The following is a 24,294-nucleotide window of genomic DNA, read 5'->3' as shown; positions in this document are numbered from 1 at the left end:
CACGAGCGGCCCATGGCAGGCTCCTGCCGCATGATCGATGAATTCGCGAAAGACACCCTGCACGGGATACTGCGGCGGGACCGTGAGGCGCTGCTCTGGAAACTCGACGGCTTGTCCGAATACGACGCCCGCCGGCCTTTGACGGCGACCGGAACCAACCTCCTCGGCCTGGTCAAACACGTCGCCACCATCGAGGCCAGGTACTTCGGCGAGGTCTTCGACCGGCCTTCCCCGGAGCCGCTGCCCCGGTGGCAGGACTCCGACGGCAGCGATCTGTGGGCGGCCGCGGACGAGACCCGCGAGCAGATCACCGGCTTCTACCGGCGCACGTGGGCACACGCGGACGCGACGATCAACGAGCTTCCCCTCGACGCCCCCGGCCATGTGCCGTGGTGGCCGGAGCCTCATGCCGACACGAACCTGTTCGCTGTCCTGGTCCATGTCCTCGGCGAGTCCATCCGGCATGCCGGGCAGGCCGACATCCTGCGCGAGGGCCTCGACGGCCGGACCGGGTTGCGCGCCGAACACGAGAAGCGGATCGACGAGGAAGCCCGGGCGGCCCACCGCGCGAAGATCGAACAGGCCGCCAGGTCGGCCACACTCATCGAGGCTTAGACGTTGTCTCATGTGACGTGACGTGACGTGACGTGACGTGACGTGACACGACGCGCGTGGCATGGCATGGCGTGATGTGCGTTCGGGGTGATGTGCGTTCGGCTTGATGCCGGTGACGAACTCGGGGCCCGTGGCGAGGTGGACCGGGCCTCGCTGCGGTCACGCGCTCTGATAACCGAAGGCACATGAATCGGCATCGGAAAGCCATCGGGAACGGCCTTACGGGAAGCGCGGCCCGGCCTCACCATGGATCCCGATCGGCATCACCACTCACATCGGGGGACAACCACCTCATGCCATTCCGACTTCGCCGCAAGGCTTCCGCCGTCCTGCTCGCACTGGCCACCCTCGGCGCCCTCGGCACCTCCGCCGCACCGGCCGGTGCCACGACCCCGTCCACGCAGTCGTTCCAGTGCTATGACGGCGGCTGCACCGGGAAGGACCCGCAGGCCATGGGATGCGCGGCCGACGCGGTCACCATCGAGCAGATCTACGTGTGGGACAACATCTGGGACCTGCGCTACTCGCCTGCCTGCAACGCCCATTGGGGACGCCTGTCGCAGAACGGCGGCGGAAACAGCTGGACCACCAACCTGGACGGCACCCCGCCCGACGCACATCCGCCGTACACGTTCACGGCCGTGGCCTACAGCTACAGCAACGGTTTCGAGCGGACCTGGACCGCCATGGGGGCCGGCCGGGACAACGTCCGCATGTGCACGCACGTGGAATACGTCTATCCCACCCCGTGGTACTGCACGAAGACCTACTGAGAACCTGCTGAAGACCTGCTGAGGCGTCAGCCGTCCGCCGTGCCGCCCGGCACCGAGTGCGTGGCGGTGGGCTCCGGAGCCCGTGTCCCGCGGGTGCGATGTCACACATGACAGATCGGGCGGGAACCTCCCCCCGAGGTTCCCGCCCGACCGGCGTGCCCTGAAGCGCGCCCGGTCTCCCGGCACGATCAGAAGTCGTAGGGCTTCTTGGTGTTCCAGTTCAGGACGTCGGCCTCGTTCCAGGCGAACTCGCTGTTCTCGCCGGTGACGTCGAGGGAGTACTCGGGCTGCAGGCGGCCGTCGTTGTCGCGCAGCGCCATGGAGATGCCGCTGGCGCGGCGGTTGTCCTTGCCGTAGTCGAAGAGGGCGGCGGCGCTGTAGACCGTGCCCTCGGGCTGGAGCGTGATCCGCTGGTCGCCGCCCTCCGCCTTCTTCGACAGCGGCAGTGCGGCGCCTTCGCCGTTGAGCTTGACGGACGGGTACGAGGTCACCCAGCACGGCGTGTCGCCCTTGTTCACCGCGGTGATCAGCAGGTGGTCGCCCTGCTGGCCCGCGAACCGGTGCTCCACGGTGACGTGCAGCTCGTCGCCGACGCACTGCCGGACGTCCGCCGTGGAGCCGCCCTTGCCGGCGGTCTCCGTGCCGCCCGTCGCCGACGCCGACTTGGCCTCCTCCTTGGAGCCCTTCGCTTCCGCGCCGCCGGCCTTCGCCGTGGAGCCGCCGGCGGCCGCGCCGGACTGACTCTGCCCGGCGGCGTCGCTCTTGGCGGCCCCGTCGTTGCCGCCGCAGGCGGTCAGGCTCAGGGCGAGGGCTGCGGTGGCGGCGGCCAGCACGGTGGTGCGGATACGGGAAGTCCGGGACATGCGCATGGTGTTCCCCCTGTGCTCGTGCGGGACTTCGCTGCGTCGTTCCCGCGGTGTGGACACCACTTTTGCCGGGGTCCCTGACGTTCTGGAAACGTCTCACTCACGTCTCGTGGACGACCGCGCGCGGGCGGGCGGTGACGCGGAGACCGGGTCCGCCGCCGCCCGGGCAGCGCTGACGGGCAGGCAGCTTGTCTCCACAAGGACGACGACGAAGTGAGCCGTCCAGGACCGCTGTCAGTGGTCGGGGGCAAGATGGCGGTCATGGCTGCGCTCCTTCCCCTGGCCCTGCCCGCCGCCGTCGTGGGCGAGCACCGCGTCGACCTCACCGCCAAGCCCGCCGAGGGGTGGGCCTTCACGACGTACGACGTCACCGCGAACGCAGCCGGTGAGATATACGCGCTGTGCGGAGCGGTCCGCTACCGACCGCAGGCCGTCGCCTCCTCGGACCCCTGCCGGCTCAACTTCACATACCACCTGATCACCCGGTTCGCCCCCGAGGGGACGCCCACCGCGACGGCCCTGCTCGGCGGGCCGGCGCCCGGCAACGCCCCGGTCTCCCCGAGGGGTCGGACATGAACCTGGCCGCCCTCAAGGCCTACGGCCCCGGACGGGGCGCGCTGAAGAGGCGGCACGCCCCGGTGAACTGGCACTGGATGACCGACTCCACCCAGATATACCGATTTTGAGCGCGGCCCGCGGCGCGCGGCCGACGGCGGATCGGATCGAGCCGGTCGTCGCAGGTCGCGGCGGCGGATGGCCGGTGTGCGGCGCACCGGACGGACGCATCTGTCCGTATTGCCAGTGATCGAGGTCCTGTGGGTGTTGTGTTCACCCGTCGCTTTGGTGCCAGAGAACTTGGTGAATGGTTCCGTTGCTGGATTCCGGGACGGGTGCCTACCACTCTGGAAGTGCGGGAGGAAGCGGCCGGACAACGGCGGCCGGGACTTTTCCCGTACCCCTCACACCGAATTCCGGGAGAAGTCATGAAGTCTGTCCGCACCGCCGCGGCCGCTGTTTTCTGCGTGAGGACCGTCGCTGCCGTGGCCGGACCCGGCCGCGCCGGCACCCGGACGGCCTCATCCGGCCTGGCCGGCGGCGGCTGCGGACGGGGATGACCTGCGTGTACGCGGGGGAAAGCCGGCACCTGACGACTTGTGGAGCCTGCCGCCCACCGGGCCCGGAATGCAGGAATCGTACAGAGAAAGGGCTCCCGAATCCGTGAGCAGCAAACTACGGGAAGCAGTCCGCGAAATTGGTGACCGGGAAAAGGAGAAGCTCGGACACCTTGCGTTCGGGGACGCCTGTGGGGAGACCGAACGGCGCATGAACGCCGGTCCGCACACCGTCGGAAAGATATCGGCGGGCAGGCCTTCGCTGCGCGATCGCGCGGCCCGCGGCCTACGGGAGCCGCCGGCGCCGGCGGGGGGAGCCGGCTCGGCCGTGCCCTTCGCGGAGCTGTTGAAGAGGCACCGGGGCCGGTCCGGGCTGACCCAGCAGCAACTGGCGGACTTCGCCACGTTGAGCGTCCGGGCGATCCGCGACCTGGAGAGCGGCCGGGTGCGACGGCCCCGGCGGGAGAGCGTGGGGCTGCTCGCCGACGCGTTGCGGCTGGGCGCCCCGGAGCGCCTGCAGCTGCACGCCGCCGGGGGGAGCCCGGCGGACCACCGGCCGGCGCTGTGCGAACTGCCCGCGCCGCCCGCTCCGCCCGGCGCGCTGGTGGGCCGGGAGGCGGAGCTTCAGGTGCTGCTCGATCAGGTCACCGTGCACGGCCACCGGCTGGTGAGCGTGGTCGGCATCAGCGGCATCGGCAAGACGCATCTGGTGCTGGAGGCGGCCGAGGTGCTGCGTGCCAGGGGCTGGCGGGTGGGGTGGCACTCCTCGGCCGGGGATCCGCTGTCCTGCGGCGGGCCCCCGGCGGCCGACCCGGGTTCCGGCGGGCCGCCGGCGCGCGCCACCGAGGTCACCGACGACCTGGCCGCGGCGATCGGCGAGCGGCACCAGCTGCTGGTGATCGACGGGGACGACGCTCCGGGGCCCGGCCGGGTGGACGTCGGCGCACTGCTGCGGCGCTGCCCGGGGCTGCGCGTGGTGGTGACCGGTCTGGCGCCCCGCCACCTGCCGGGCGAGCGCGTCCTGCCGCTCACCGCGATGGCCGTGCCCCAGGAGGCGCGGGAGTACGACTACGCGCGCCTGAGCGAGGTCGCGTCCGTGGCGCTGTTCCTGTCCCATATGCGCCGGTCACGGCCGGGATTCCGGCTGCGGGAGGACAATGCGCACGCCGTGGTGCGGCTGTGCCGCTGGCTCGACGGCGTCCCCCGGGCGCTCGAATACGCGGCGGGCTGGTGCCTGGTGTACTCGCCCGAGCTCCTGCTGGCCCGAGCCGGCCGCGACTCCCGCCTCCTCTCCTCGCCGACGGGCTGCGCCTGCCAGAACCTGCTGCGTTCGCTGGCGCGCAGCGTCGACGCGGTGGGCGAGCGCTACCGCCAGGTGCTGGCCGAGGTGGCGGACCGGCCGTCCTGGACGGCCGCGGACATCGATCACCTCGTCCCGGATCCGGCCGCGGCCTTGCACGCGCTGGTGATCCACGGCCTGGTCCGGCCGGCCGGCGCCCACCTGCCGGAGCAGTTCACCGCGCTGCAACTGGTGCGGCTGCTGTACGTGGAGGACCGCCCCGCCGGGGGCGGGCCGGGCCGCTGAGACTGCCGCTGGTTCTGCCTGTCGGGGCCCGGCCCGGCCCCTACGTTTACCCGTGCCCCGTGACGGCCGACGAAAGGAAAGGGAAATGGTCACCTGCCCGGAATGCGAGAACTCGGTGGTTCCCGCCGGAAAACCAGTGATCGGCGAAATCGTGGAATGCGGTGAGTGCGCCAGCGAATTGGAGATCCTCACGCTGGATCCGCTGCGGGCCGCGCTCGCGCCGGAGATAGAAGAGGACTGGGGCGAGTGAGCCGCGCCGTGCCCCTCGCCGTACTCGCTTCCCGGGTGCGGGCCGACGAGAAGAGCATCTTCGAAGCCTTCGCGCGCAGAGGGATCGCCCCTCAGCACCTCGACAGCCGTGCGTGGTGGCACCAACTCGGTGACCGCGGCCCGCGCCCGACCGTGCTGAACAGGGAGATCGGGCTCGCCAGGGCGACGTACGCGGCCCGTGCGCTGGAGTCGGCGGGGGCCACGGTGGTCAACTCGGCGCGGGCGACCGAGCTGTGCGGGGACAAGTGGCGCACCTCCGCGGCGCTGGTCGAGGCCGGACTCCCGACGCCGCGAACGGCCCTCGGGCTGACCCCGGAGGCGGCGCTGACGGCGCTGGAGACCCTCGGCTATCCGGCCGTGGTGAAGCCCCTGCAGGGGTCGTGGGGGCGGCTGGTCGCCGCGTTGCCGGACCGGCGGACCGCGGAAACCGTGCTGGAGTACGTCGCCGCACTGCCCTCACCGCAGGCCCGCATCGTCTATCTGCAGGAGTGGATAGCCAAGCCGGGGCGGGACATCCGGGTCGTCGTGGTGGGCGGCGAGGCGCTCGCGGCGACCTACCGGCGCAGCGAGGACTGGCGGACCAACGTGGCGCGGGGCGCGGTGAGCGAACTGTGCGCCCTGACACCGGACATCGCGAAACTCGCGGTCATGGCCGCGCAGGCGGTGGAGGCGGAGATCGCCGGTGTCGATCTGATCGAGGACGGGACGGGAGAGGTCCTCGTCCTGGAGGTCAACCACGGCGTCGAGTTCTCCGGTCTGCAGCAGGCCCTCGGCGACACGCTGTCCGTCGCCGACCGGATCGTCGACCACCTCCTGACGAAGTCGCGCCCATGCGCCGCGTAGCGATCGTCGGGGCATCCGGCTACATCGGCGGCGAGCTGCTGCGCCTGCTGCTCGGTCATCCACGGGTCACGGTCGTGGCCGCCACGTCCGACCGCCTCGCCGGGCGCCGGATCGACGGCCCCCATCCTCATCTGCGCGGCCACACGGACATGTGCTTCGTCGGCCACGACGCGGTGGAGAGCGCCGATTTCGACGTGCTCTTCCTGGCCGCTCCGCACCGGAAGACGATGGGAAGGATGGCCGGTTTCCTGAAGCTGGCCGAGACCGTCATCGACCTGTCCGGGGACTTCCGCCTGCACGACCCCGACGTTTACGCGTCCTACTACGGCGTCACGCACACCGCACCGCAGCTGATCCCCGAATTCACCACCGGGCTGCCCGAAGGGCATCGCGCCCAACTGGCGTCGAGCGACCGGATAGCGGTTCCCGGGTGCATGGCCACCGCCGGCATTCTCGCGGTCCGGCCGGTGGCCCGGGCGGGCCTGATCGAGGGCACGGTGCAGGTGGACGCCCGTACCGGCTCCAGCGGATCGGGGGTCTCCGGCGGACCGGCCGGCGCCCACGCCGAACGCAGCGGTGCCCTGAGGGTATTCGCGCCCTCCCGGCACCGGCACGAGGCCGAGATCGCCCAGGCCACCGGGCATCCCGTACGGATGACCGCCACCGGTGTCGAGGCGGTCCGCGGCGTGCAGGTGGTGTGCCACGCGAAGCTGGCGTCCGGCGTGTCGGAAAAAGACGTCCGCTCCGCGTTCCGCGCGGCGTACAAAGACGAGCCGTTCGTCCGGGTCATCGCCCAGCGCCAGGGCCTGTACCGGCTGCCGGAGCCGAAGATCCTGACCGGATCCAACTTCTGCGACGTCGGGTTCTCGGTGTCCGCGGACGACGGCACCGTGGTCCTGATCGGAGCCCTGGACAACCTGGTCAAGGGCGGCGCGGGCGGCGCCGTGCAATGCCTGAACGTCCGCTTCGGCTGGCCGGAGAGGACCGGGCTGGAATTCACCGGACTGCACCCGAACTGACGTGAGGCGAAGAGAGCGAATGCGAGACATGCTGGTGGTCAAGTGCGGTGGGAACGCCGCGGTGCGGTCGGAGGCGATCTGCGCGGACGTCGCCGCCGTGCACCGCGGCGGCCGGCCGGTGATCCTCGCCCACGGCGGTTCGGCCGACATCGACGGCCTTGCCGAACGCCTGGGGGTGCCCTCCCGCCGGCTCGTCGCCCCGGACGGGGTGTCGACCCGGTACACCGACGAGCGCACCCTCGAAGTGGTGCAACTGGCGCTGGCCGGCTCCGTCAAGCCCCGGCTGCTGGCCACCTTGCGCGCCTGCGGGGTGGACGCGGTCGGGCTGACCGGGCTGGACGCCGGCCTTCTGGTGGCCGCCCGCAAACCGGCGCACCGGGCGCTCATCGACGGACGCCGGGTCGTGGTCAGGGACGACCACAGCGGACGGATCACCGGCGTCAACGGCGATCTGCTGTCCGCGGTGCTCGCGGCGGGGCTGCTGCCCGTGGTGTCGCCGCCGGCGCTGACCGAGGACGGCCGGGTGGTCAACACGGACGCGGACCGCGCCGCCGCGGCCGTCGCGGGCGCCGTCCGGGCGAGCACCCTGGTGCTGCTCACCGGGGCGGGCGGGGTGCTGGCCGACCGGCACGACGAACGGTCGGTGCTCCCCGTCTGCCGGGTCCCCCGCGAGGGAACTCCTCCGGTGGTCACCGGCGGCATGGGGGTCAAGCTGATTGCGGCGCGCGAGGCGCTGCTGGCCGGTGCGGGGCGCGTCCTGATCGCGGACGGCCGTCGGCCGCATCCGGTACAGGAGGCCCTGGCCGGCTCGTGCACCGAAGTGCTCCTGGAGGAAGAGTGACAAGGTTTTCTGATCCGGCAGCGATCGACCTGCTCCACGGCATGCTGAAGATCCCCTCCCCGTCCTACGCGGAGTCGGAGCTGGCCGGTTACGTGGTCGACGCCATGCGCGGCGCCGGTCTCACCGCCCGGATCGACAAGGCGGGCAACGCGGTCGGGGAGATCCGGCGCGGCCCGGGGCCGACGGTGATGCTGCTCGGGCATCTGGACACCGTGCCGGGGGACGTCCCGGTGCGGCTGGACGGCGATCGCCTGTACGGCAGGGGCGCGGTCGACGCCAAGGGGCCGCTCGCCACGATGATCTGCGCGGCCGCCGGCAGCACCGGATTCCGCGGCCGGATCGTGGTCGTGGGCGCGGTGGAGGAGGAGACCACGATGTCCCGGGGCGCGGTGGAGATCCGCCGTACGCACGAGCCGCCGGACGCGCTGATCATCGGCGAGCCCAGCGGCTGCGACACGGTCGTCCTGGGGTACAAGGGAAAAATCGACCTCCGCTACGACGTGCGGTGCGAGGCGACCCACCCCAGCAACGTCGTGCCCAAGGCGTCCGAGCTGGCGACCCGGGCGTGGGCGGAACTCCTGGAGCTGCTCGGCCCGGAGGCGAGCCATGCCCGCTTCGACGCGCCCGGCCCGACCCTGACGTCGATCGACGGCGGACTGACGTCCGCCACCGCGGAGTTCAGCATCCGCATCCCCCCGGGCTTCGACGGCGAGCGCCTGGTGGCCGCGCTGGCCGAACGGTCGGCGCCGGGCACGCTCCGGGTCGTCAACGCGGTGCGCGCCTGCCGGGTCGGCCGCAACGATCCCGTGGTGCGGGCGCTGTCGGTCGCGATCCGCGCGCAGGGCGGCAGCCCGCGGGCGAAGGTGAAGACCGGCACCTCCGACATGAACACCCTGGCGGAGGAGTGGACGGTGCCGATGGCCACCTACGGGCCGGGCGACAGCAGCCTGGACCATTCCGACCGGGAACACATCACCCTGCCCGACTACCTGTTCGGCATCCGGGTGCTGACCCGGGCGCTGACCGAACTGGACGGGCATCTCACCGGAGAGGACCGATGAGCGACGACCACGCACGCAGGGCACGGGAACTCATCGTGCGGATGTGCGCCAACCCGGAAGGCGGCCACCTCGGCGGATCGATGTCCCTCGTCGAGATCCTGGTCACGCTCTACCACCATGTGCTGCGGATCGACCCGCGGCAGCCGCAGGCCCCGGAGCGGGACATCCTCCTGCTGAGCAAGGGCCACGGCGCGATCGGACTGTACGCGGCCCTGGCGGAGCGCGGCTTCTTCCCCGAGGAGTGGCTGGCGAGCTACGGCGCCCCGGACAGCCTGCTCACCGCACACCCGAACCCGGCCGTCCCCGGCGTCGAGATGCCGACCGGGTCGCTCGGGCACGGCCTGCCGCTCGGCGTCGGCTTCGCCCTCGCCGCCCGGCTGGACGGGAGCGACCGGCGGTGCTTCGTCGTGCTCGGCGATGGCGAACTGCAGGAGGGCTCGGTCTGGGAGGCGGCGATGGCCGCCGGTTCCCAGGGGCTGGACCGGCTGGTGGCGATCGTGGACCGCAACGGGCTCCAGATCACCGGCGACACCGAGGAGACCGTGGGCCTGGAGCCGCTGGGGGACCGCTGGCGCAGCTTCGGGTGGACGGTGCACGAGGTCGACGGGCACGACACGGACCAGCTGCGAACGGCCCTGTCGGGCGTCCCGCACACCCCGGGCAGACCGACCGTCGTGCTGGCCCGCACGGTCAAGGGCAAGGGATTGCCCTACATCGAAGGCCAGGCCCGCAGCCACTACGTCCGACTCACCGAGCGCGGGTACCGGCGTGCCCGTGCGGCGGTGAGGCGCGGCGAACGAACCTGAACGGAGACGACATGTCCGTCGTGACAGCCGAACCCACCGCGGTGGACCGGGACCGCGCGGCCCGGGAGATCTACCGGGACGTCCTGGTCGAGTTGGCCGGCGAGGACGAACGCTATGTGTGCCTGGACAGCGACACCGGCCTGTTCTCCGCCACGTCCTGGGGAGAGGCCGCACGGCGGTACCTCAACCTCGGTATCGCGGAACAGAACCTGATGGGCGTGGCGGCGGGACTGGCCAGGTCCGGCCGGATCCCCTTCGTCAACACCATGGCGACCTTCGCCGCCACCCGTGCGCTGGAGGCGGTGAAGCTCGACATCGCCTGGAACAACCTGCCGGTGCGGATCGCCGCCACCCACGGCGGGCTCTCCGCCGGCCATCTCGGCTCCACCCACCACGCGCTGGAAGACCTCGCCGTCATGCGGATGCTGCCGAACATGACGGTGCTGGTACCCGCGGACGGCCCCGCCACCGAGAGCCTGGTCCGTGCCTGCGCACAGCTGCCGGGACCGGTCTACCTGCGCCTCGGGCGCGGCGCGACACCGGCTCTGGCCTCGCCGGAGCCGGTGCGGATCGGGGTCGCGCAGTCCTTGCGTGAGGGAGCCGATGTGACGCTGATCGCCACCGGTCCTGACCCGGTGCGCACCGCGGTCGAGGCCGCCGACGAGCTGGCCGGCGACGGCATCGACGCGGCCGTGCTCAACATGCACACCGTCAAACCGCTCGACCGGCAGGCGATCGTCACGGCCGCCACCCGCACGCGCGGCATCGTCACCGTCGAGGAGCACTGGGCGGCCGGGGGCCTCGGCTCCGCCGTCGCCGAGGTCGTGGCCGGCCTGGGCGTCGCCTGTCCGGTGCGGCGGGTGGCGGTGGCCGACCGGTTCGCCGCCGGCACCGGCGGCCACCGCCATCTGCTGGCGCGCAACGGCATCTCCGGCGCGGCGGTGGCGGAGCAGGCGCGGCGGCTGCCGGCCTGAACCGCCGCCGAGGTCATCAGTGGGGGAACGCCGTGGACCACTCGGCGTCGGCGATCTGTGAGGCGCGTTCCCAGTGCGGCGTGTGGGCCGCCGTCGCAGCGACGGCGGCCAGCTCGTCGCGGTGCTGCCAGACCTTCTCGAACGCATCGGCGTACCGGGCGAGCAACGGCCCCGCCTCCGGGTGCAGATGCGCCTTCTGCAGGGTGAAGGAGTCGTCGAGGACCCGCAGGGTGGCCGGGAAGTCCTCGGCGCGGTAGGGGCGGGCCGCCACGCCGGGCAACGCCCACGGGTAGGCGCCGAACCCGCGCTGTTCGGTGAACACCCGCTGCGCGGGCAGCGGCTGGAGCTGGTACGGCGCGGCGGGCACCCCTTCGGCACGCAGGGCGCGCTGGACGACGGCGCGCAGCGGGCCCGCGCACTCGTCGGCCAGCCCGAAGGCGGCGGGGTCCACCCGGAAGCGCAGGATGTGCCAGGCGTGGGTGCGGTCCTGCGGGACCTCGGGCACCAGGAAGCCGGGGCAGGCGGCCACCCGTCCCAGCAGCCGGCGGACGTTCTCCTCGCGGACGGCCGCCTCGGCGGGGAACTGCGCGAGACGGCTGCGGGTGAACGCGGCCTGTATCGCGTTCGGTTTGCAGTTCCAGCCCAGCAGATGCGCGACGTAGCTGCGCTCGCCGCGGGCCGGGATGAGCTCACCGAACTGCCGCAGCATGGTCGCCCGCGTCGCCACGTCCGCGTCATCGGTCGTGATCAGGCCGCCCTCGCCGCAGGTGGCGAGATTCTTGCTGACGTTGAGGCTGAACGTGTTCACCGCGCCGATCGAGCCCACGGCCCGGCCCCGGTACCGGGCGCCGTGCGCCTGGGCCGCGTCCTCGACCACGGTGATCCCGTGCCGGTCGGCGATCGCGCAGATCCGGTCCAGATCGGCCGGCAGACCGTGCAGATGGACCACGACGATCGCCTTGGTGCGCGGGGTGATCGCGGCTTCGAGCGCCGCGGGGTCCAGATTGAACGTGACGGGATCGATGTCCACGAAGACCGGCACGGCCATCAGATGAAGCGGAGCGGTGGCGCTGCCGATGAAGCTCAGGGCGGGCACCACGACCTCGTCGCCGGCGCCCACGCCCGCGGCGCTCAGCGCGACCGACAGCGCCGCGGTCCCGTTGCTCACCGCCACGCAGTGCTCCGTACCGACGTGCCGCGCCCACGCCCGCTCCAGTTCGGCGATCTCCTGCTCGCCCGACGAGGCGGAGGTGAACCGGCCGGAGCGCAGCACCCGGTGGACCGCCTGTTCGTCCTGCTCGGTCACCATCGGCCAGGGCCTGATCCGCAGGTCCCTGGGTACGGCCCGGGTGCCGCCGAACATGGCGAGGCCGGCCGTCGACTGCGCCGGTTGCTGGATTGTCACCGTGAAGCCCCTTCTCGATGTGATTCCGGGTGAACGTCGCGCCTGTCAGTTTCGGCGTGCGCCGTCGCCTCCGGCGGCAATCGCACCGGCAATTCCCCTGCCCTCCCCGGTGGTTCTCCCGCGGATTGCCGCTGTGACTGCCGCTGACGCCGATCACCGCTCGATAGCTTCGTTCCCGATTCCAGACCGGACTCGGAATGAGGGAATACGTGACCAGCCCTTTCGACGAACCGAATTCGAGCGTGGCCGGGGAAAGTCCGGTCACCCGGCGCCGGCGCATCCTGTGTGAACTGGTCGCCGAGGTGCTCCGGGTGAGCGACCTGGGGCCCGACGACGGCTTCGTGGCGCTCGGCGGGGACTCCATCCTCGCCATGCAACTCGTCAGCCGGGCACGGAAAGCCGGTCTGCGGATCACCGTCGGCGAGGTGCTGAGCCGGCGGGACCTGGCGGCACTGGCGGATGCGGCCACCACGGTCGACCTGACACCCGCGCCCGTCGCGGACAGCGGGGTGGGACCGGTCGCCACCACTCCCATCATCCGCTGGTTCCGCGAGCGCGGCGGCGGGGTGGACACCTACAACCAGTTCGCGGTCCTGCGGACCCCGTCCGGGCTGACCGAAGCGCACCTGACCGCGATGGTGCAGGCCCTGCTCGACCACCACGACGTGCTGCGCCTGCGGCTGACCCTGCCCGGCGGCGAGGGGGACTGGGCGCTCGAAACCCTGCCGGTGGGGGCGGTCGCCGCGGCCCCGGCCGTCCGGCGGATCGATGTGGCGGGGCGCTCCGCGACGGACCGGGCCGCGCTGGTCCGGCAGGAGTTGGCCGAGGCGCGCGACCGGCTCCGCCCGCGGGAGGGCAACGTCCTCCAGGCCGTGTGGTGCGACGCCGGACCGGGCCGCCGGGGCGAACTCGCGCTGGTCGTCCACCACCTGGCCATCGACTCCATCTCCTGGCGCATCCTGGCCGACGACCTCGCGACGGCCTGGCGAGCGGCCGCGAAGAACGCCGCGATCGCCCTCGAACCGGTGCCGGTCTCGTTCCGCCGCTGGTCCGAGCTGCTCACCGAGCAGGCGCACGCGCAGGCCGGCGCCGCGGAACTCCCGGGCTGGCTCGACCGGCTGCGCCCCGGCGCCGCCCGGTTCGGCGACCGGGCGCGGGTGTCCGGCCGCGACGAGGAGAGCCGGGAGCGGTCCTGCACCGTGTCCCTGCCGGCCGAGTTCACGGAGGAGCTGCTGACCTCGGTGGTGTCGTTGTTCCACGCCGACATCAACGACGTCCTCCTCGCCGGTCTCGCGCTGGCGCTGGACGACTGGCACCGCGCACGCGGCACGGCGGGCGACGGCACCGCGCTGCTGCACCTGGAGGGCCACGGCAGGGAGAGCGCGCTCGCGGACGTGGACCTCTCCCGGACCGTGGGCTGGTTCACCAGCATGTTCCCCATCAGGCTCGACCTGGGGGAGCTGGACCGGGCGGAGATGGACGCCGCCGGGCCCGCGGTGGGCACCGCGGTGAAGCGGATCAAGGAGCAGGTGCGCTCCATCCCCGACAAGGGCGTCCGCTACGGCCTGCTCCGCTATCTGAACCCGCAAACCGCCGCGCTGCTGGAGCAGGCGGAGCGGCCGGAGTTCGTCTTCAACTACCTGGGCCGCTTCCCGGTCTCGGACGACGCCGACTGGTCGGTCGTACCGGAGTACGGGACCGGTCTGGACGACACCGGGCCCGGAATGCCCATGGCCCACAGCATCGAGGTCAACGCGGCCACGGTGGACCGGCCGGACGGCCCGGTGCTCCGCGCCACCTGGACCTGGGACGGCAGCGTGGTGTCCGAGGCGGACACCCGCGAGCTGGCGGAGACGTGGTTCCGGATGCTCCGGACGCTGGTCGCGCACGCCCGCGAACCCGGAGCGGGCGGACTCACCCCGTCCGACCTGACCCTGAGCTCGCTCAGTCAGGAAGAGCTCGAAGAAATCGAATCCGATCTGCGGGCAATCTGAGGAAGGTGGCACTGAAGATGAGTCAGTCAGCAGTCGAGGACGTCCTTCCCCTGTCGCCCCTTCAGGAAGGGCTTCTCTTTCACGCGCTGTTCGACCGGGAAAAGCACAGCCCCTATCTCGCGCAATTCGCGGTGGACCTCGACGGACCGGTGGACACCGCGCTCCTGAAGACCGCCGCGGAGACCGTGATACGGCGCCACGCCACGCTGCGGTCCGGATTCCGGTACCGGAAATCGGGCGAGCCGATACGGGTGGTCCGCCGCGATGTCCCGCCGGACTGGCGGGAGATCGACCTGGGGCAGGAGGAGAGCGCGCCGGAGCGGTTCGCCGAACTGACCGCGCGGGACTGGGCGGAAGGCATCGACGTCGGCGGGGCGTCGCTGATCCGCTTCACCCTCGCCCGGCACACCGCCCGCCGCCACCGGCTCCTCGTCACCGCCCACCACCTCCTGCTGGACGGATGGTCCTTCGCCCTGCTGTTCCAGGAGCTGTTCGCGGTGTACTCCCAGGGCGGCGCCACCACCGGCCTGCCACCGGTGCGCCCGTACCGGGACTACCTGGCGTGGCTGGCGGAGCAGGACCGGGCCGGCGCGGAGCGGCACTGGGCGGCGGCCCTGGAAGGGGTCGATGAGCCCACCTTCGTCGCCGCCGCCGACTCCCGGAGCGGCCCGCCGCCGGAGGAGGTGGCGGTGCTGCTGCCGGCGGAGACGACGGCGCTGCTGACCGCGCACGCCCGGCGCAGCCACGTCCTGCTCAACACGGTGTGCCAAGGGGTGTGGGCCGTCCTGGTCGGTGCGCTCACCGGACGCGAGGATGTCGTGTTCGGCTCGACGGTCAGCGGCCGTCCGGCGGAGCTGACCGGCGCGGACTCGATGATCGGGATGCTCATCAACACGGTCCCGGTGCGGGTTCGGCTGGACCGGGCGGCGTCGATGAGCGCGCTGTTCGAGCAGATCCAGTCGGGACGCGCCGCAGCGCTCGACCACGACCACCTCGGCCTGACGGAGATCCAGGCCCTCACCGGGTGTCCCACGGCGCTCTTCGACACCAACGTGGTCTTCGACAACTTCCCGATGCACGACTACCAGGTCGACTCGCCCGACGGCGAACTCCAGGTCGGCGTCGCGTTCCGCGACAGCGCGCACTACCCGCTCACCCTCGCCGTCGAACCGGGCGAGCGGCTCGCCCTGCGCCTGCACTACCGTCCGGACCTGTTCACCGCCGCCGAGGCGGCCGAACTCGCCGACCGGCTGCGGCTGCTGCTGGAACAGGTGGCCGAGGACCCGGACCGGCCGCTCTCCGCGCTGACCGTGCTGACGCCCGAGCAGCGCGACCGGGTCGTACGGGAGTGGAACGACACCGCGGTCGAGCTGCCGGAGGTGACGCTCGCCGAGCTGTGGTCGGCGCAGGTCCGGCGCACGCCGCAGGCGACGGCCCTGGTGGCGCCCGACGAACGGCTGAGCTACGCCGAGCTGGACGCACGGGTGGAGCGGCTGGCGTCGCAGCTCGCGCACCGTGGCGCGGGCCCGGAGCGGGTCGTGGCCGTGGCACTGCCCCGTTCGGTGGAGCTGGTGGTCGCGATCCTCGCCGTGGTCAAGGCGGGCGCGGCCTACCTCCCGGTGGACCTGGACCACCCCGCCGGGCGGATCGCCGGGATGCTCGCGGACGCCGGACCGGTCCTGGTGCTGACCGACGCGCAGGGCGCCGAAGCCCTGCCCGGCACCCTCCCGACGCTGCTGCTCGACGAGCCGGTCGCGCCCGCCCCCGCCCGTCCGGAAGCGCCGCTTCCGGCGCACCCCGCCTACGTCATCTTCACCTCCGGCTCCACCGGGCGCCCCAAGGGCGTCATGGTCCCGCACGCGGCCGTCGTCAACCGGCTGCTGTGGATGCAGGGGCAGTACCGGCTCACCGGCGACGACCGGGTGCTGCAGAAGACCCCGGCCGGTTTCGACGTGTCGGTGTGGGAGTTCTTCTGGCCGCTGATCTCCGGCGCGGCCCTGGTGCTGGCGAAGCCCGGCGGGCACCGCGACCCCGGCCACCTCGCCGAGCTGATCCGCCGCGAAGCGGTGACCGTCACGCACTTCGTACCTTCCATGCTGCAGGCGTTCCTCCGGGAGCCCGGTGCGGCCGGCTGCACCAGCCTGCGCCGGATCATCTGCAGCGGCGAGGCGCTTCCCGCGCAGACCCAGCGCGAACTGTTCGCGACCCTCGCCGCCACCGAGCTGCACAACCTCTACGGGCCCACCGAGGCGGCCGTCGACGCGACCTCTTGGCAGTGCCGCCGCGACGACGCGGGAAGCACGGTGCCGATCGGCCGGCCGCTGGCCAACGTGTCGGCGTATGTGTTGGACGGTGCGCTGCGGCCGGTGCCGCCCGGGGTGGTGGGCGAGCTGTACCTGAGCGGCGTCCAGCTCGCCCGGGGTTACACCGGGCGTCCCGCGCTCACCGCCGAGAGGTTCGTGGCCTGCCCGTTCGCGGCGGGGGAGCGGATGTACCGCACGGGTGACCTGGTCCGGTGGCGCGCCGGCGGGGAGCTGGAGTTCGTCGGCCGCGCGGACTCCCAGGTGAAGATCCGGGGCGTCCGGGTGGAGCCGGGCGAGATCGAGGCCGTGCTGGCCGGCCACCCCGAGGTGGCCCAGGCCGCGGTCGTCCTCCGGGAGGACCGGCCGGGCGACCCGCGCCTGGTCGCGTACGCCGTGACCCGGTCCCGCGCCCGCACGGACCAGGAGCTGCGCCGGTATCTGGCGGACCGCCTGCCCGACGCCATGGTCCCCGCCGCCGTGGTCCTGCTCGACACCATGCCGACGACGGTGAACGGCAAGCTCGACCGCGCCGCGCTGCCGGAGCCGGACCGGAGCGTGCACACCGTGCGGGAGCCGCGGAGCCCGCGCGAGGAGATCCTGTGCGCACTCTTCGCGGAGGCGCTCGGAATGCCCCGCGTGGGGATCGACGATCACTTCTTCGACCTGGGCGGACACTCCCTTCTCGCGCTCCGGCTGCTCGCCCGGATCCGGTCGGTCCTGGGCGAGGGGTTCGAGATCCGGGACCTGTTCGCCGCACCCACGGTGGCCGGGCTGGCCCGGCTGACCGGGGCCGCACGCCCGGCGCTGACCGCCCGCGCGGGGGCGGAGCCCGTACCGCTGTCGTTCGCCCAGCGACGGCTGTGGTTCCTGAACCGGATGGAGAGCGGCACGGGGACGTACAACGTGCCCGTCGCGGTCCGTCTCACCGGGACGGTGGACCGGGACGCGCTGGCCCGGGCGCTCGCCGACGTCGCGGAACGGCACGAGAGCCTGCGCACGGTCTTTCCCGAGGACGGCGGTGAGCCGCACCCGGTGGTGCTGGACACCGTCCCCGGCATCGAGGTCGTCGAGGTGACGCCGTCCGGTCTCGACGCCGCCATGGCGGAGCGGGCCCGGCACCGCTTCGACCTCAGCGAGGACGCACCCCTGCGGGCCACGCTGTTCCGGCTCGGCCCCGAGGAACAGGTACTGCTGCTGGTCATCCAGCACATCGCGGCCGACGGATGGTCCCTGCGCCCGCTGCTGCGGGACCTCGGCCTGGCGTACACCGCCCGCTGCGAGGGGAGCGCCCCCGACTGGCCGGCGCAGCCGGTGCGCTACGCCGACTACACGCTGTGGCAGCGGGAGCTGCTCGGCAGCGCCGAGGACCCGACGAGCCTGATGAGCCGTCAGCTGGAGTACTGGCGTACCCGGCTCGCCGGGCTGCCCCCGGAGCTGACGCTGCCGGTGGACCGGCCGCGCCCGGCGGTCGCGGCACAGTCCGGCGGGATCGTGGCCGTCGACTGGGACCCGGAGCTGCACGGCAGGCTGCTCGCACTCGCCAGGTCCGCCGGCTGCACCCCGTTCATGGTGGTGCAGGCGGGCTTCGCGGCGCTCTTGACCCGGATGGGCGCGGGCACCGACATCCCCTTCGGCACCCCGGTGGCGGGCCGGTCGGACAGTGCGCTCGACGATCTGGTCGGATTCTTCGTCAACACCCTGGTGCTGCGCACCGACACCGCGGGCGATCCCGGCTTCGCCGAACTGCTGCGCCGGGTCCGGGACACCGACCTGGAGGCCTTCGCCCACCAGGACGTCCCGTTCGAGAGCCTCGTCGAGGATCTGCAGCCCGAGCGGTCGCTGTCCCGGAACCCGCTGTTCCAGGTCATGATCCAGGTACAGCCCGCCGAGACCGCCACCCCGGACTTCGCCGGACTGGAGGGCGAACGGGCCCCGGTGAGCTGGGACGTCGCCAAGTTCGACCTCAGCCTTGAACTGGTCGACACCCGCGACGCCCAGGGCGCACCCGCCGGACTGACCGGCTACCTGGAGTACGCCGAGGACCTGTTCGATCAGGCCACCGCCGAACAGCTCGTGGCACGCCTGCGGCGGCTGCTGGAACAGGTGCTCGCCGCCCCGGAACGGCCGATCAGCGCCGTCGACGTGCTCTCGGACGAGGAACGGCGACGCCTGCTGCCCGAGCGCCTGGCGCCCGCGCCGCGGAGCGTCTTCCTGCCCGACGCCTTCCGGGAGCAGGTCGCCCGCACACCGGACGCGACGGCGCTGGTCTTCGAGGACACCGCGCTGACCTACGCCGAACTCGACGCACGCGCCACCCGGCTCGCCCGCCGCCTCGCCCGCCGGGGCGCGGGCCCGGACCGGGTGGTGGCGGTGGCCCTGCCCCGCTCCGCCGACCTGGTGGTCGCGCTGCTGGCCGTATTGAAGGCGGGCGCCGCATTCCTGTTCGTCGACACGGCGTACCCGGCCCCGCGGATCGCCTACCTGCTGGAGGACTCCGGCGCCGCCCTGGTCGTCACCGACCGCGAAACCGCCGAGCTGCTGCCCGCGTGCGCACCGTTGCTCATCGACGCCCCCGCGCCCGACGACGAGTCCGCCGAGGAATCCACCGAAGAACCCGCCGCCACTCTCGCCGCGGACCATCCGGCATACGTCGTGTACACCTCGGGATCGACCGGCCGGCCCAAGGGCGTGATGGTGACCCACGGCGGGCTGGCCAACCTGCTGGCCTTCTACCGCGCGGAGGTCATCGCCACCGCCGAACGGATCCGTGACGGGCGACGCTGCCGGATGGCCCTGACCGCGTCCCTCTCCTTCGACACCTCGGTCGTCGGACTGCTCTGGCAGGCCGTCGGCCACGAACTCCACCTGATCGGCGACGACACCCGCCGCGACCCCGTCGCCATGGCCCGGTACCTGGACCGGTGCGGCATCGACGCCCTCGATGTGATGCCCAGCTACGCCGAGGAGCTGATCCGGCAGGGGATGCTCGATCCGGACAGAACGCCGCCGGCGGTGGTGATGACCGGCGCGGAAACGGTCGGCGAGAAGCTGTGGGCACGCATCCGGGAGACCGACGGGATCACCGTCTACAACATCTACGGACAGACCGAGACCACCGTGGACACGCTCTTCTGGTCGTCGGACGAGAGCGACCGCCCGCTGATCGGCCGCCCGATCGCCGGGGTGGACGTGTACGTGCTCGACCCGGCGCTGCGGCCCGTCCCCTCGCGCGTGGTCGGCGAACTGTACGTCGCGGGCGCGCAGTTGGCGCGGGGCTATGTGAACCGCCCCGGCCTGACCGCGGAACGGTTCGTGGCGAACCCGTTCCGTCCGGGCGAGCGCATGTACCGCACGGGCGACCTGGTCCGGTGGACCGGCGACGGCGCGCTGGAATTCCTCGGCCGGGCCGACGACCAGGTCAAGATCCGCGGCTTCCGGGTCGAACTCGGCGAGGTCGAGGCGGCACTGGCCCGCCACGAGGGCGTCGCGCACGCCGTGGCGGTGCTGCGCGAGGACCACCCCGGGGATAAACGCCTCGTCGGGTACGTACTCGCGCGGGACGCGGAACTCGATGTGCGGCGCGTGCGCGAGTTCGTCCGGCAGAACCTGCCGGACCACATGGTGCCCGCCGCGATCGTGGTGATCGACGAACTGCCGCTGACGCCGAACGGCAAGGTGGACGGCGCGGCCCTGCCCCGGCCGGTCCACCCCACCAGCGGCACCGGGCGCGCCCCGCGCACTCTCCGCGAGGAACTCCTGTGCGGGCTGTTCGCGGAGGTGCTCGGCCGCGACGCGGTGGGCATCGACGACGGCTTCTTCGACCTCGGCGGCCACTCCCTGCTGGCGGTGCGGCTGAGCAGCAAGGCGCGCTCCGTCCTCGGCGTGGAAGTCCCGGCCCGTCTGCTGTTCGCCACCCCGACCGTGGCCGGGCTGGCGGAGAGCCTCGACGACCTGCTCCCCGCCAGGCCGGTGCTCCGGGCGGGGGAGCGCCCGGACGTGCTGCCGCTCTCCTTCGCCCAGCAACGGCTGTGGTTCCTGGATCAGTGGGAGGAGGCGGGCACCGCCTACAACCTCCCCCTGGCGCTCCGCCTCTCCGGGCCGCTGGACCGAGGCGCCCTCGAACAGGCGCTGTCCGACGTCACGGACCGGCACGAGAGCCTGCGGACGGTCTTCGCCGAACGCGGCGACCGGCCGGTGCAGTCGGTGCGCGCACCGGGAGAGGTCCGGCCGGCGCTGGTGCACCGGGAGGTGCCCGAGGCCGAGGTCGAGGCGGCCGTCCGCGAGGCCGCGGACCACCGGTTCGCGCTGGCGGCGGAGCCGCCCATGATCGCCCGCCTGTTCACGACGGGCCCGGAGGACCACCTCCTGCTGCTGGTGTTCCACCACATCGTCTGCGACGGCTGGTCCCTCGGACCGCTCCTGCGCGACCTCTCCACCGCCTACGCCGCCCGCACCCGGCGCGAGGCCCCCCGGTGGGACGCCCTGCCGGTGCAGTACGCCGACTACGCGCTGTGGCAACGGGAGCTGCTCGGCGGCGAGGACGACCCGGACGGACTGCTGTCCCGGCAGCTGAGCCACTGGCGCACCGAACTCGCCGATCTGCCGGTGGAACTGGCCCTGCCGACGGACCGGCCCCGGCCCGAGACCGGCGACGGCGCCGGCGCATCGGCCGGCATCGAATGGGACCCCGAACTCCACCGAGGCCTGCTCGCGCTCGCCAAGGAGCACCACTGCACCCTGTTCATGGTGCTCCAGGCCGGCTGCGCGGCCCTGCTCAGCAGGCTGGGCGCGGGCACCGACATCCCGATCGGCACCCCGGTGGCGGGCCGCTCGGACAGCGCGCTCGACGATCTGGTCGGCTTCTTCGTCAACACGGTGGTCCTGCGGACCGACGTCTCGGGGAACCCGGGCTTCGCGGAGCTGCTCCGCCGCGTCCGGGCCACCGACCTCGCGGCCTACGAGCACCAGGACGTTCCGTTCGAGCGGCTGGTCGAAGCGGTGAACCCGCCGCGCCTGCCCGGTCGCCACCCGCTCTTCCAGGTCATGGTCCAGCTCCAGCACGCGACCGCCGGGCCCGAATTCCCCGGCCTGCGGGCGACGGAGTGGCCGGTCCCGACGACCACCGCCAAGTTCGACCTGGTCATCGACGTGGAGGAGCGGCTCGACCGGGACGGAGCACCGGCCGGGCTGGCCGGCGCCCTGATGTACGCGACCGAGCTGTTCGACGCCTCGACGGGGGAGCGGCTCGCGGACGGTCTGCGCCGGCTGCTCACCCAGGTCGTCGAGGACCCGGACCGGCCGATCGCCGACCTCGACGTGCCACCCGTCCAAGACCGGCGCTCCCCGGACACCACCGCGGCTCCGCCGCGGGACGCGGCGCCGGCCCCCACCGGGCCGCGTACGGGGCACGAGGAGGTGCTCGGCGAGCTGTTCGCCACCGTGCTCGGCGTGGACACGGTCGGAATCGACGACAACTTCTTCGCCCTGGGCGGTCATTCGCTGCTGGCGACCCGGCTGATCTCCCGGGTGCGTTCGGCCCTCGGGCTGGAACTGCCGGTCCGCGAGTTCTTCCGGTCCCCGACCGTCGCCGGTGTCGCCGCCTACCTGGCGACGGCCCGGCCAGCCCGCCCGGCGCTGCGGCCGGCCACCCCCCGCTGACCGCGGGCGCTCACCGACACACCTGGGAGACGGACCCATGCTCACCATGTTCGGACTGGAACGGATGGAAGAAGCGGTGTACCGGGAGATGCGGACCTCACCCGCGCCGGCCGCCGAGACGATCGCCGACCGGCTGGCCCTCGCGCCGGACCTGGTCCGCGGCTGCCTGGACCGGCTGCTCGAACTCGGCCTGGTGCGGCAGTCGTTCGAGGTGGTGGGCGGGTTCGTCGCGGTGGATCCGGTCCTGGGCCTGCAGCAGTCGCTGGCCGGCCAGCACGAGGAGTTGCTGCGCCGGCAGCGGCGGCTCGCCGAGACCCACGCCGAGGTCGTCCGCCTGCTCCTGTCCGGCGCCTCCGGCCTGTCGGGCAGGGCCGAACAGGTCGAGCGGCTCGTGGGGGCGGACGAGGTGCAGTGCCGGGTGGACCGCCTGGCGGGGGAGGCCACCCGCGAGGTGCTGACGTTCCGGCCCGGCGGTGCGCCGTCGCCGCAGGAACTCATGGCGTCGCGCCGGAACGAGGCGGCGCTGCTGAGCCGCTCGGTGTCGGTCCGGACCGTCGGCACCGACACCGGCTCCTACGACGCCGCGACGCTGGCTCAGGTGCACTGGCTGACCGGCAACGGGGGCCAGTTCCGCGGCTGTGAGACTCCGCTGCCGCGGATGACCGTGGTCGACGGCGCGGTCGCGCTGGTCTCCGCCGACCCGCAGGACGGGGCGGCGGGCGCGCTCCACGTGACCGATCCCGGCCTCGTCGCCCCCCTGGTCCTTCTCTTCGAACAGACCTGGGCGTCGGCCACCCCGCTGGACGCCGGGCGGCCCGCGGCCGGCGACGGCCCGAGCGGCAAGGAACTGGCGCTGCTCAGGCTGGTCGCCCAGGGGTGCACCGATGCCTCCGCCGCAGGTCAGCTCCACATTTCGCACCGGACCGCGCGACGCATGATGGCCGCGTTGATGGAGCGCCTCGGCGCCCGCAGCCGCTTCGAGGCCGGGGTCAAGGCCGCCCGGCTCGGCTGGCTCTGACCGTCAAGCAGGCCGGTCGCATTCGTACCTGACGCAGCATCAGCCACCAGGCCGATCTCCCTGATCCGGCCTGATCATCACCGTGAAAGGACAGACCCATGAACAACCCGTTCGACGACGAAAACGGCTCCTACCTCGTACTGACCAACGCGGAGCGACAGCATTCCCTGTGGCCCGCGGACATCGAGGTGCCCGCCGGCTGGACCACCGTGTTCGGAGCGGGACCGCGGACCGCCTGCCTGGACTACGTCGAGGAGCACTGGAGGGACATGCGGCCCGCCGGCCTGATCGCCACGATGAACGGGGCCTGACCGATGGCCGCGAACACCACAGGCATCACCCGGTTCCGGGCCGGGCCGATCCGCACCGGAGCGACCCGGTGAGCGGCGCCCGGGACACCACGATGGTGCCCCTGCACCGGACGCCGGACGCCGAGCGGACCCTCGTCGGCCTGAGCTTCTTCGGCGGCGGCACGGCCGCGTACCGGCCGTGGACCGCGCACCTGCCCGCCGGGACGGACCTGGTCGCGCTCTGCTACCCCGGCAGGGAGGGACGCTTCACCGAGCCCTTCGCCCGGGACTGGGCCGACCTCGCCGACGGGGTCACCAAAGCGCTGTCCGCCGCCGATCTCGGCCCGTACGTGCTCTTCGGGCACAGCATGAGCGGCTGGCTGGCCTTCGACGTCGCCGCCCGGCTGGAGAAGGCCGGGGCGCGCCGGCCGGACGCGCTCGTCCTCTCCTCCTGCAACGCCCCCGACCGGGGCCTGACCGACAGCGAACGCTTTCCCGCCCAGCAGGACGACGACGAGCGGCTCCTTCAGTGGCTGGGGACCTACGGTCTGTTGCCCCCGCACGTCCGCGCGGACGACGAACTGACCGAGCTGGCGCTGGAGCTGATGCGGGCCGACTTCGCCGTCCGGGACACCTACGTCTACACCGGCGCCGAGGTCGGCGTGCCCCTGCAGGTGTTCTCCGGCGCCGACGATCCGCTGATCGCCGCCGACGCCGGAGCCCGCTGGAGCGGCCTGACCTCCGGCCCGTACCGGCACGACGTGCTCCCCGGCGGCCACTTCTACACCCCGGAAATCTGGCAGGCCCTCCCGAGCCGGATCCTCGCCACCCGTTCCGCCGCATCCGGCTCTGCCCCCTGAG

At 72.7% G+C, this 24,294-nt stretch carries 18 protein-coding genes; 16 read left to right on the top strand and 2 right to left on the bottom strand.

Features of this window, described 5'->3' with window-relative positions:
* The first annotated feature begins 30 nt into the window (after window positions 1-30).
* Together ABT345_RS03990 and ABT345_RS03985 are read left to right on the top strand one after the other, a co-directional pair.
* Window positions 31-615: a DinB family protein gene (locus tag ABT345_RS03990; protein ID WP_345081500.1), complete on the top strand. Its 585-nt coding sequence runs from the start codon at window positions 31-33 to the stop codon at window positions 613-615.
* Between the two features lie 293 nt (window positions 616-908).
* Window positions 909-1,388, top strand: coding sequence for a DUF2690 domain-containing protein (locus ABT345_RS03985; RefSeq protein ID WP_345081497.1), 480 nt, complete (start codon window positions 909-911; stop codon window positions 1,386-1,388).
* A gap of 188 nt (window positions 1,389-1,576) precedes the next feature.
* Here the strand turns inward: ABT345_RS03985 and ABT345_RS03980 are convergent, their stop codons facing one another.
* Complete coding sequence (locus ABT345_RS03980; protein ID WP_345081494.1) at window positions 1,577-2,251, bottom strand: DUF4232 domain-containing protein; 675 nt, start codon at window positions 2,249-2,251, stop codon at window positions 1,577-1,579.
* Window positions 2,252-2,515: 264 nt separating this feature from the next.
* Between ABT345_RS03980 and ABT345_RS03975 the strand changes: the two genes are divergently transcribed.
* The 9 genes from ABT345_RS03975 to ABT345_RS03935 all read left to right on the top strand — a co-directional run bounded on the left by ABT345_RS03975 (window position 2,516) and on the right by ABT345_RS03935 (window position 10,765).
* The gene (locus tag ABT345_RS03975) at window positions 2,516-2,830 is read left to right on the top strand and encodes a hypothetical protein (protein ID WP_345081491.1); all 315 of its coding nucleotides are present in this window, start codon (window positions 2,516-2,518) and stop codon (window positions 2,828-2,830) included.
* A gap of 864 nt (window positions 2,831-3,694) precedes the next feature.
* The gene (locus tag ABT345_RS03970; protein WP_345081488.1) at window positions 3,695-4,951 is read left to right on the top strand and encodes a helix-turn-helix domain-containing protein; all 1,257 of its coding nucleotides are present in this window, start codon (window positions 3,695-3,697) and stop codon (window positions 4,949-4,951) included.
* Between the two features lie 85 nt (window positions 4,952-5,036).
* A complete protein-coding gene (locus tag ABT345_RS03965) occupies window positions 5,037-5,201 on the top strand; it encodes a lysine biosynthesis protein LysW (protein ID WP_345081485.1) in 165 nt (54 codons plus the stop codon).
* Window positions 5,198-6,064 carry a RimK family alpha-L-glutamate ligase gene (locus ABT345_RS03960; RefSeq protein WP_345081482.1) on the top strand — a complete coding sequence of 289 codons (867 nt, stop codon included), beginning with the start codon at window positions 5,198-5,200 and terminating at the stop codon, window positions 6,062-6,064. The genes ABT345_RS03965 and ABT345_RS03960 overlap by 4 nt, the downstream gene beginning before the upstream one ends.
* Window positions 6,052-7,083: an N-acetyl-gamma-glutamyl-phosphate reductase gene (gene argC, locus ABT345_RS03955; protein ID WP_345081479.1), complete on the top strand. Its 1,032-nt coding sequence runs from the start codon at window positions 6,052-6,054 to the stop codon at window positions 7,081-7,083. The genes ABT345_RS03960 and argC overlap by 13 nt, the downstream gene beginning before the upstream one ends.
* A gap of 19 nt (window positions 7,084-7,102) precedes the next feature.
* Window positions 7,103-7,924 carry a [LysW]-aminoadipate kinase gene (locus tag ABT345_RS03950; RefSeq protein ID WP_345081476.1) on the top strand — a complete coding sequence of 274 codons (822 nt, stop codon included), beginning with the start codon at window positions 7,103-7,105 and terminating at the stop codon, window positions 7,922-7,924.
* Window positions 7,921-8,985 (top strand): M20/M25/M40 family metallo-hydrolase, encoded by a 1,065-nt coding sequence (locus tag ABT345_RS03945; protein WP_345081473.1) that lies wholly within the window; start codon window positions 7,921-7,923, stop codon window positions 8,983-8,985. The genes ABT345_RS03950 and ABT345_RS03945 overlap by 4 nt, the downstream gene beginning before the upstream one ends.
* Window positions 8,982-9,791, top strand: coding sequence for a transketolase (locus tag ABT345_RS03940; RefSeq protein ID WP_345081470.1), 810 nt, complete (start codon window positions 8,982-8,984; stop codon window positions 9,789-9,791). The genes ABT345_RS03945 and ABT345_RS03940 overlap by 4 nt, the downstream gene beginning before the upstream one ends.
* Before the next feature lie 11 nt (window positions 9,792-9,802).
* Window positions 9,803-10,765: a transketolase family protein gene (locus ABT345_RS03935; RefSeq protein WP_345081467.1), complete on the top strand. Its 963-nt coding sequence runs from the start codon at window positions 9,803-9,805 to the stop codon at window positions 10,763-10,765.
* A 16-nt stretch (window positions 10,766-10,781) separates the two neighbouring features.
* On the opposite strand, the gene ABT345_RS03930 is transcribed toward ABT345_RS03935, so the two are convergent.
* Window positions 10,782-12,170 (bottom strand): DegT/DnrJ/EryC1/StrS family aminotransferase, encoded by a 1,389-nt coding sequence (locus ABT345_RS03930; RefSeq protein ID WP_345081464.1) that lies wholly within the window; start codon window positions 12,168-12,170, stop codon window positions 10,782-10,784.
* A gap of 209 nt (window positions 12,171-12,379) precedes the next feature.
* On the opposite strand from ABT345_RS03930, the gene ABT345_RS03925 reads away from it, so the two are divergent.
* From ABT345_RS03925 to ABT345_RS03905, 5 genes are all read left to right on the top strand, one after another.
* A complete protein-coding gene (locus ABT345_RS03925) occupies window positions 12,380-14,164 on the top strand; it encodes a condensation domain-containing protein (protein WP_345081461.1) in 1,785 nt (594 codons plus the stop codon).
* 17 nt (window positions 14,165-14,181) lie between these two features.
* Window positions 14,182-22,125, top strand: a complete 7,944-nt coding sequence (locus ABT345_RS03920; RefSeq protein ID WP_345081458.1) for a non-ribosomal peptide synthetase — start codon at window positions 14,182-14,184, stop codon at window positions 22,123-22,125.
* Window positions 22,126-22,162: 37 nt separating this feature from the next.
* Window positions 22,163-23,143, top strand: coding sequence for a helix-turn-helix transcriptional regulator (locus ABT345_RS03915; protein WP_345081455.1), 981 nt, complete (start codon window positions 22,163-22,165; stop codon window positions 23,141-23,143).
* A 98-nt stretch (window positions 23,144-23,241) separates the two neighbouring features.
* A complete protein-coding gene (locus ABT345_RS03910) occupies window positions 23,242-23,454 on the top strand; it encodes an MbtH family protein (protein WP_345081451.1) in 213 nt (70 codons plus the stop codon).
* A 68-nt stretch (window positions 23,455-23,522) separates the two neighbouring features.
* A complete protein-coding gene (locus ABT345_RS03905) occupies window positions 23,523-24,293 on the top strand; it encodes a thioesterase II family protein (RefSeq protein WP_345081448.1) in 771 nt (256 codons plus the stop codon).
* The last annotated feature ends 1 nt before the right edge of the window (window position 24,294 follow it).

It is taken from the genome of Streptomyces sp. NPDC000404, from assembly GCF_040300365.1.
Classification (GTDB): domain Bacteria; phylum Actinomycetota; class Actinomycetes; order Streptomycetales; family Streptomycetaceae; genus Streptomyces; species Streptomyces ramulosus.
Note: the sequence above shows the minus strand (reverse complement) of the source record. Positions and strands in the feature narration are given on the sequence as shown.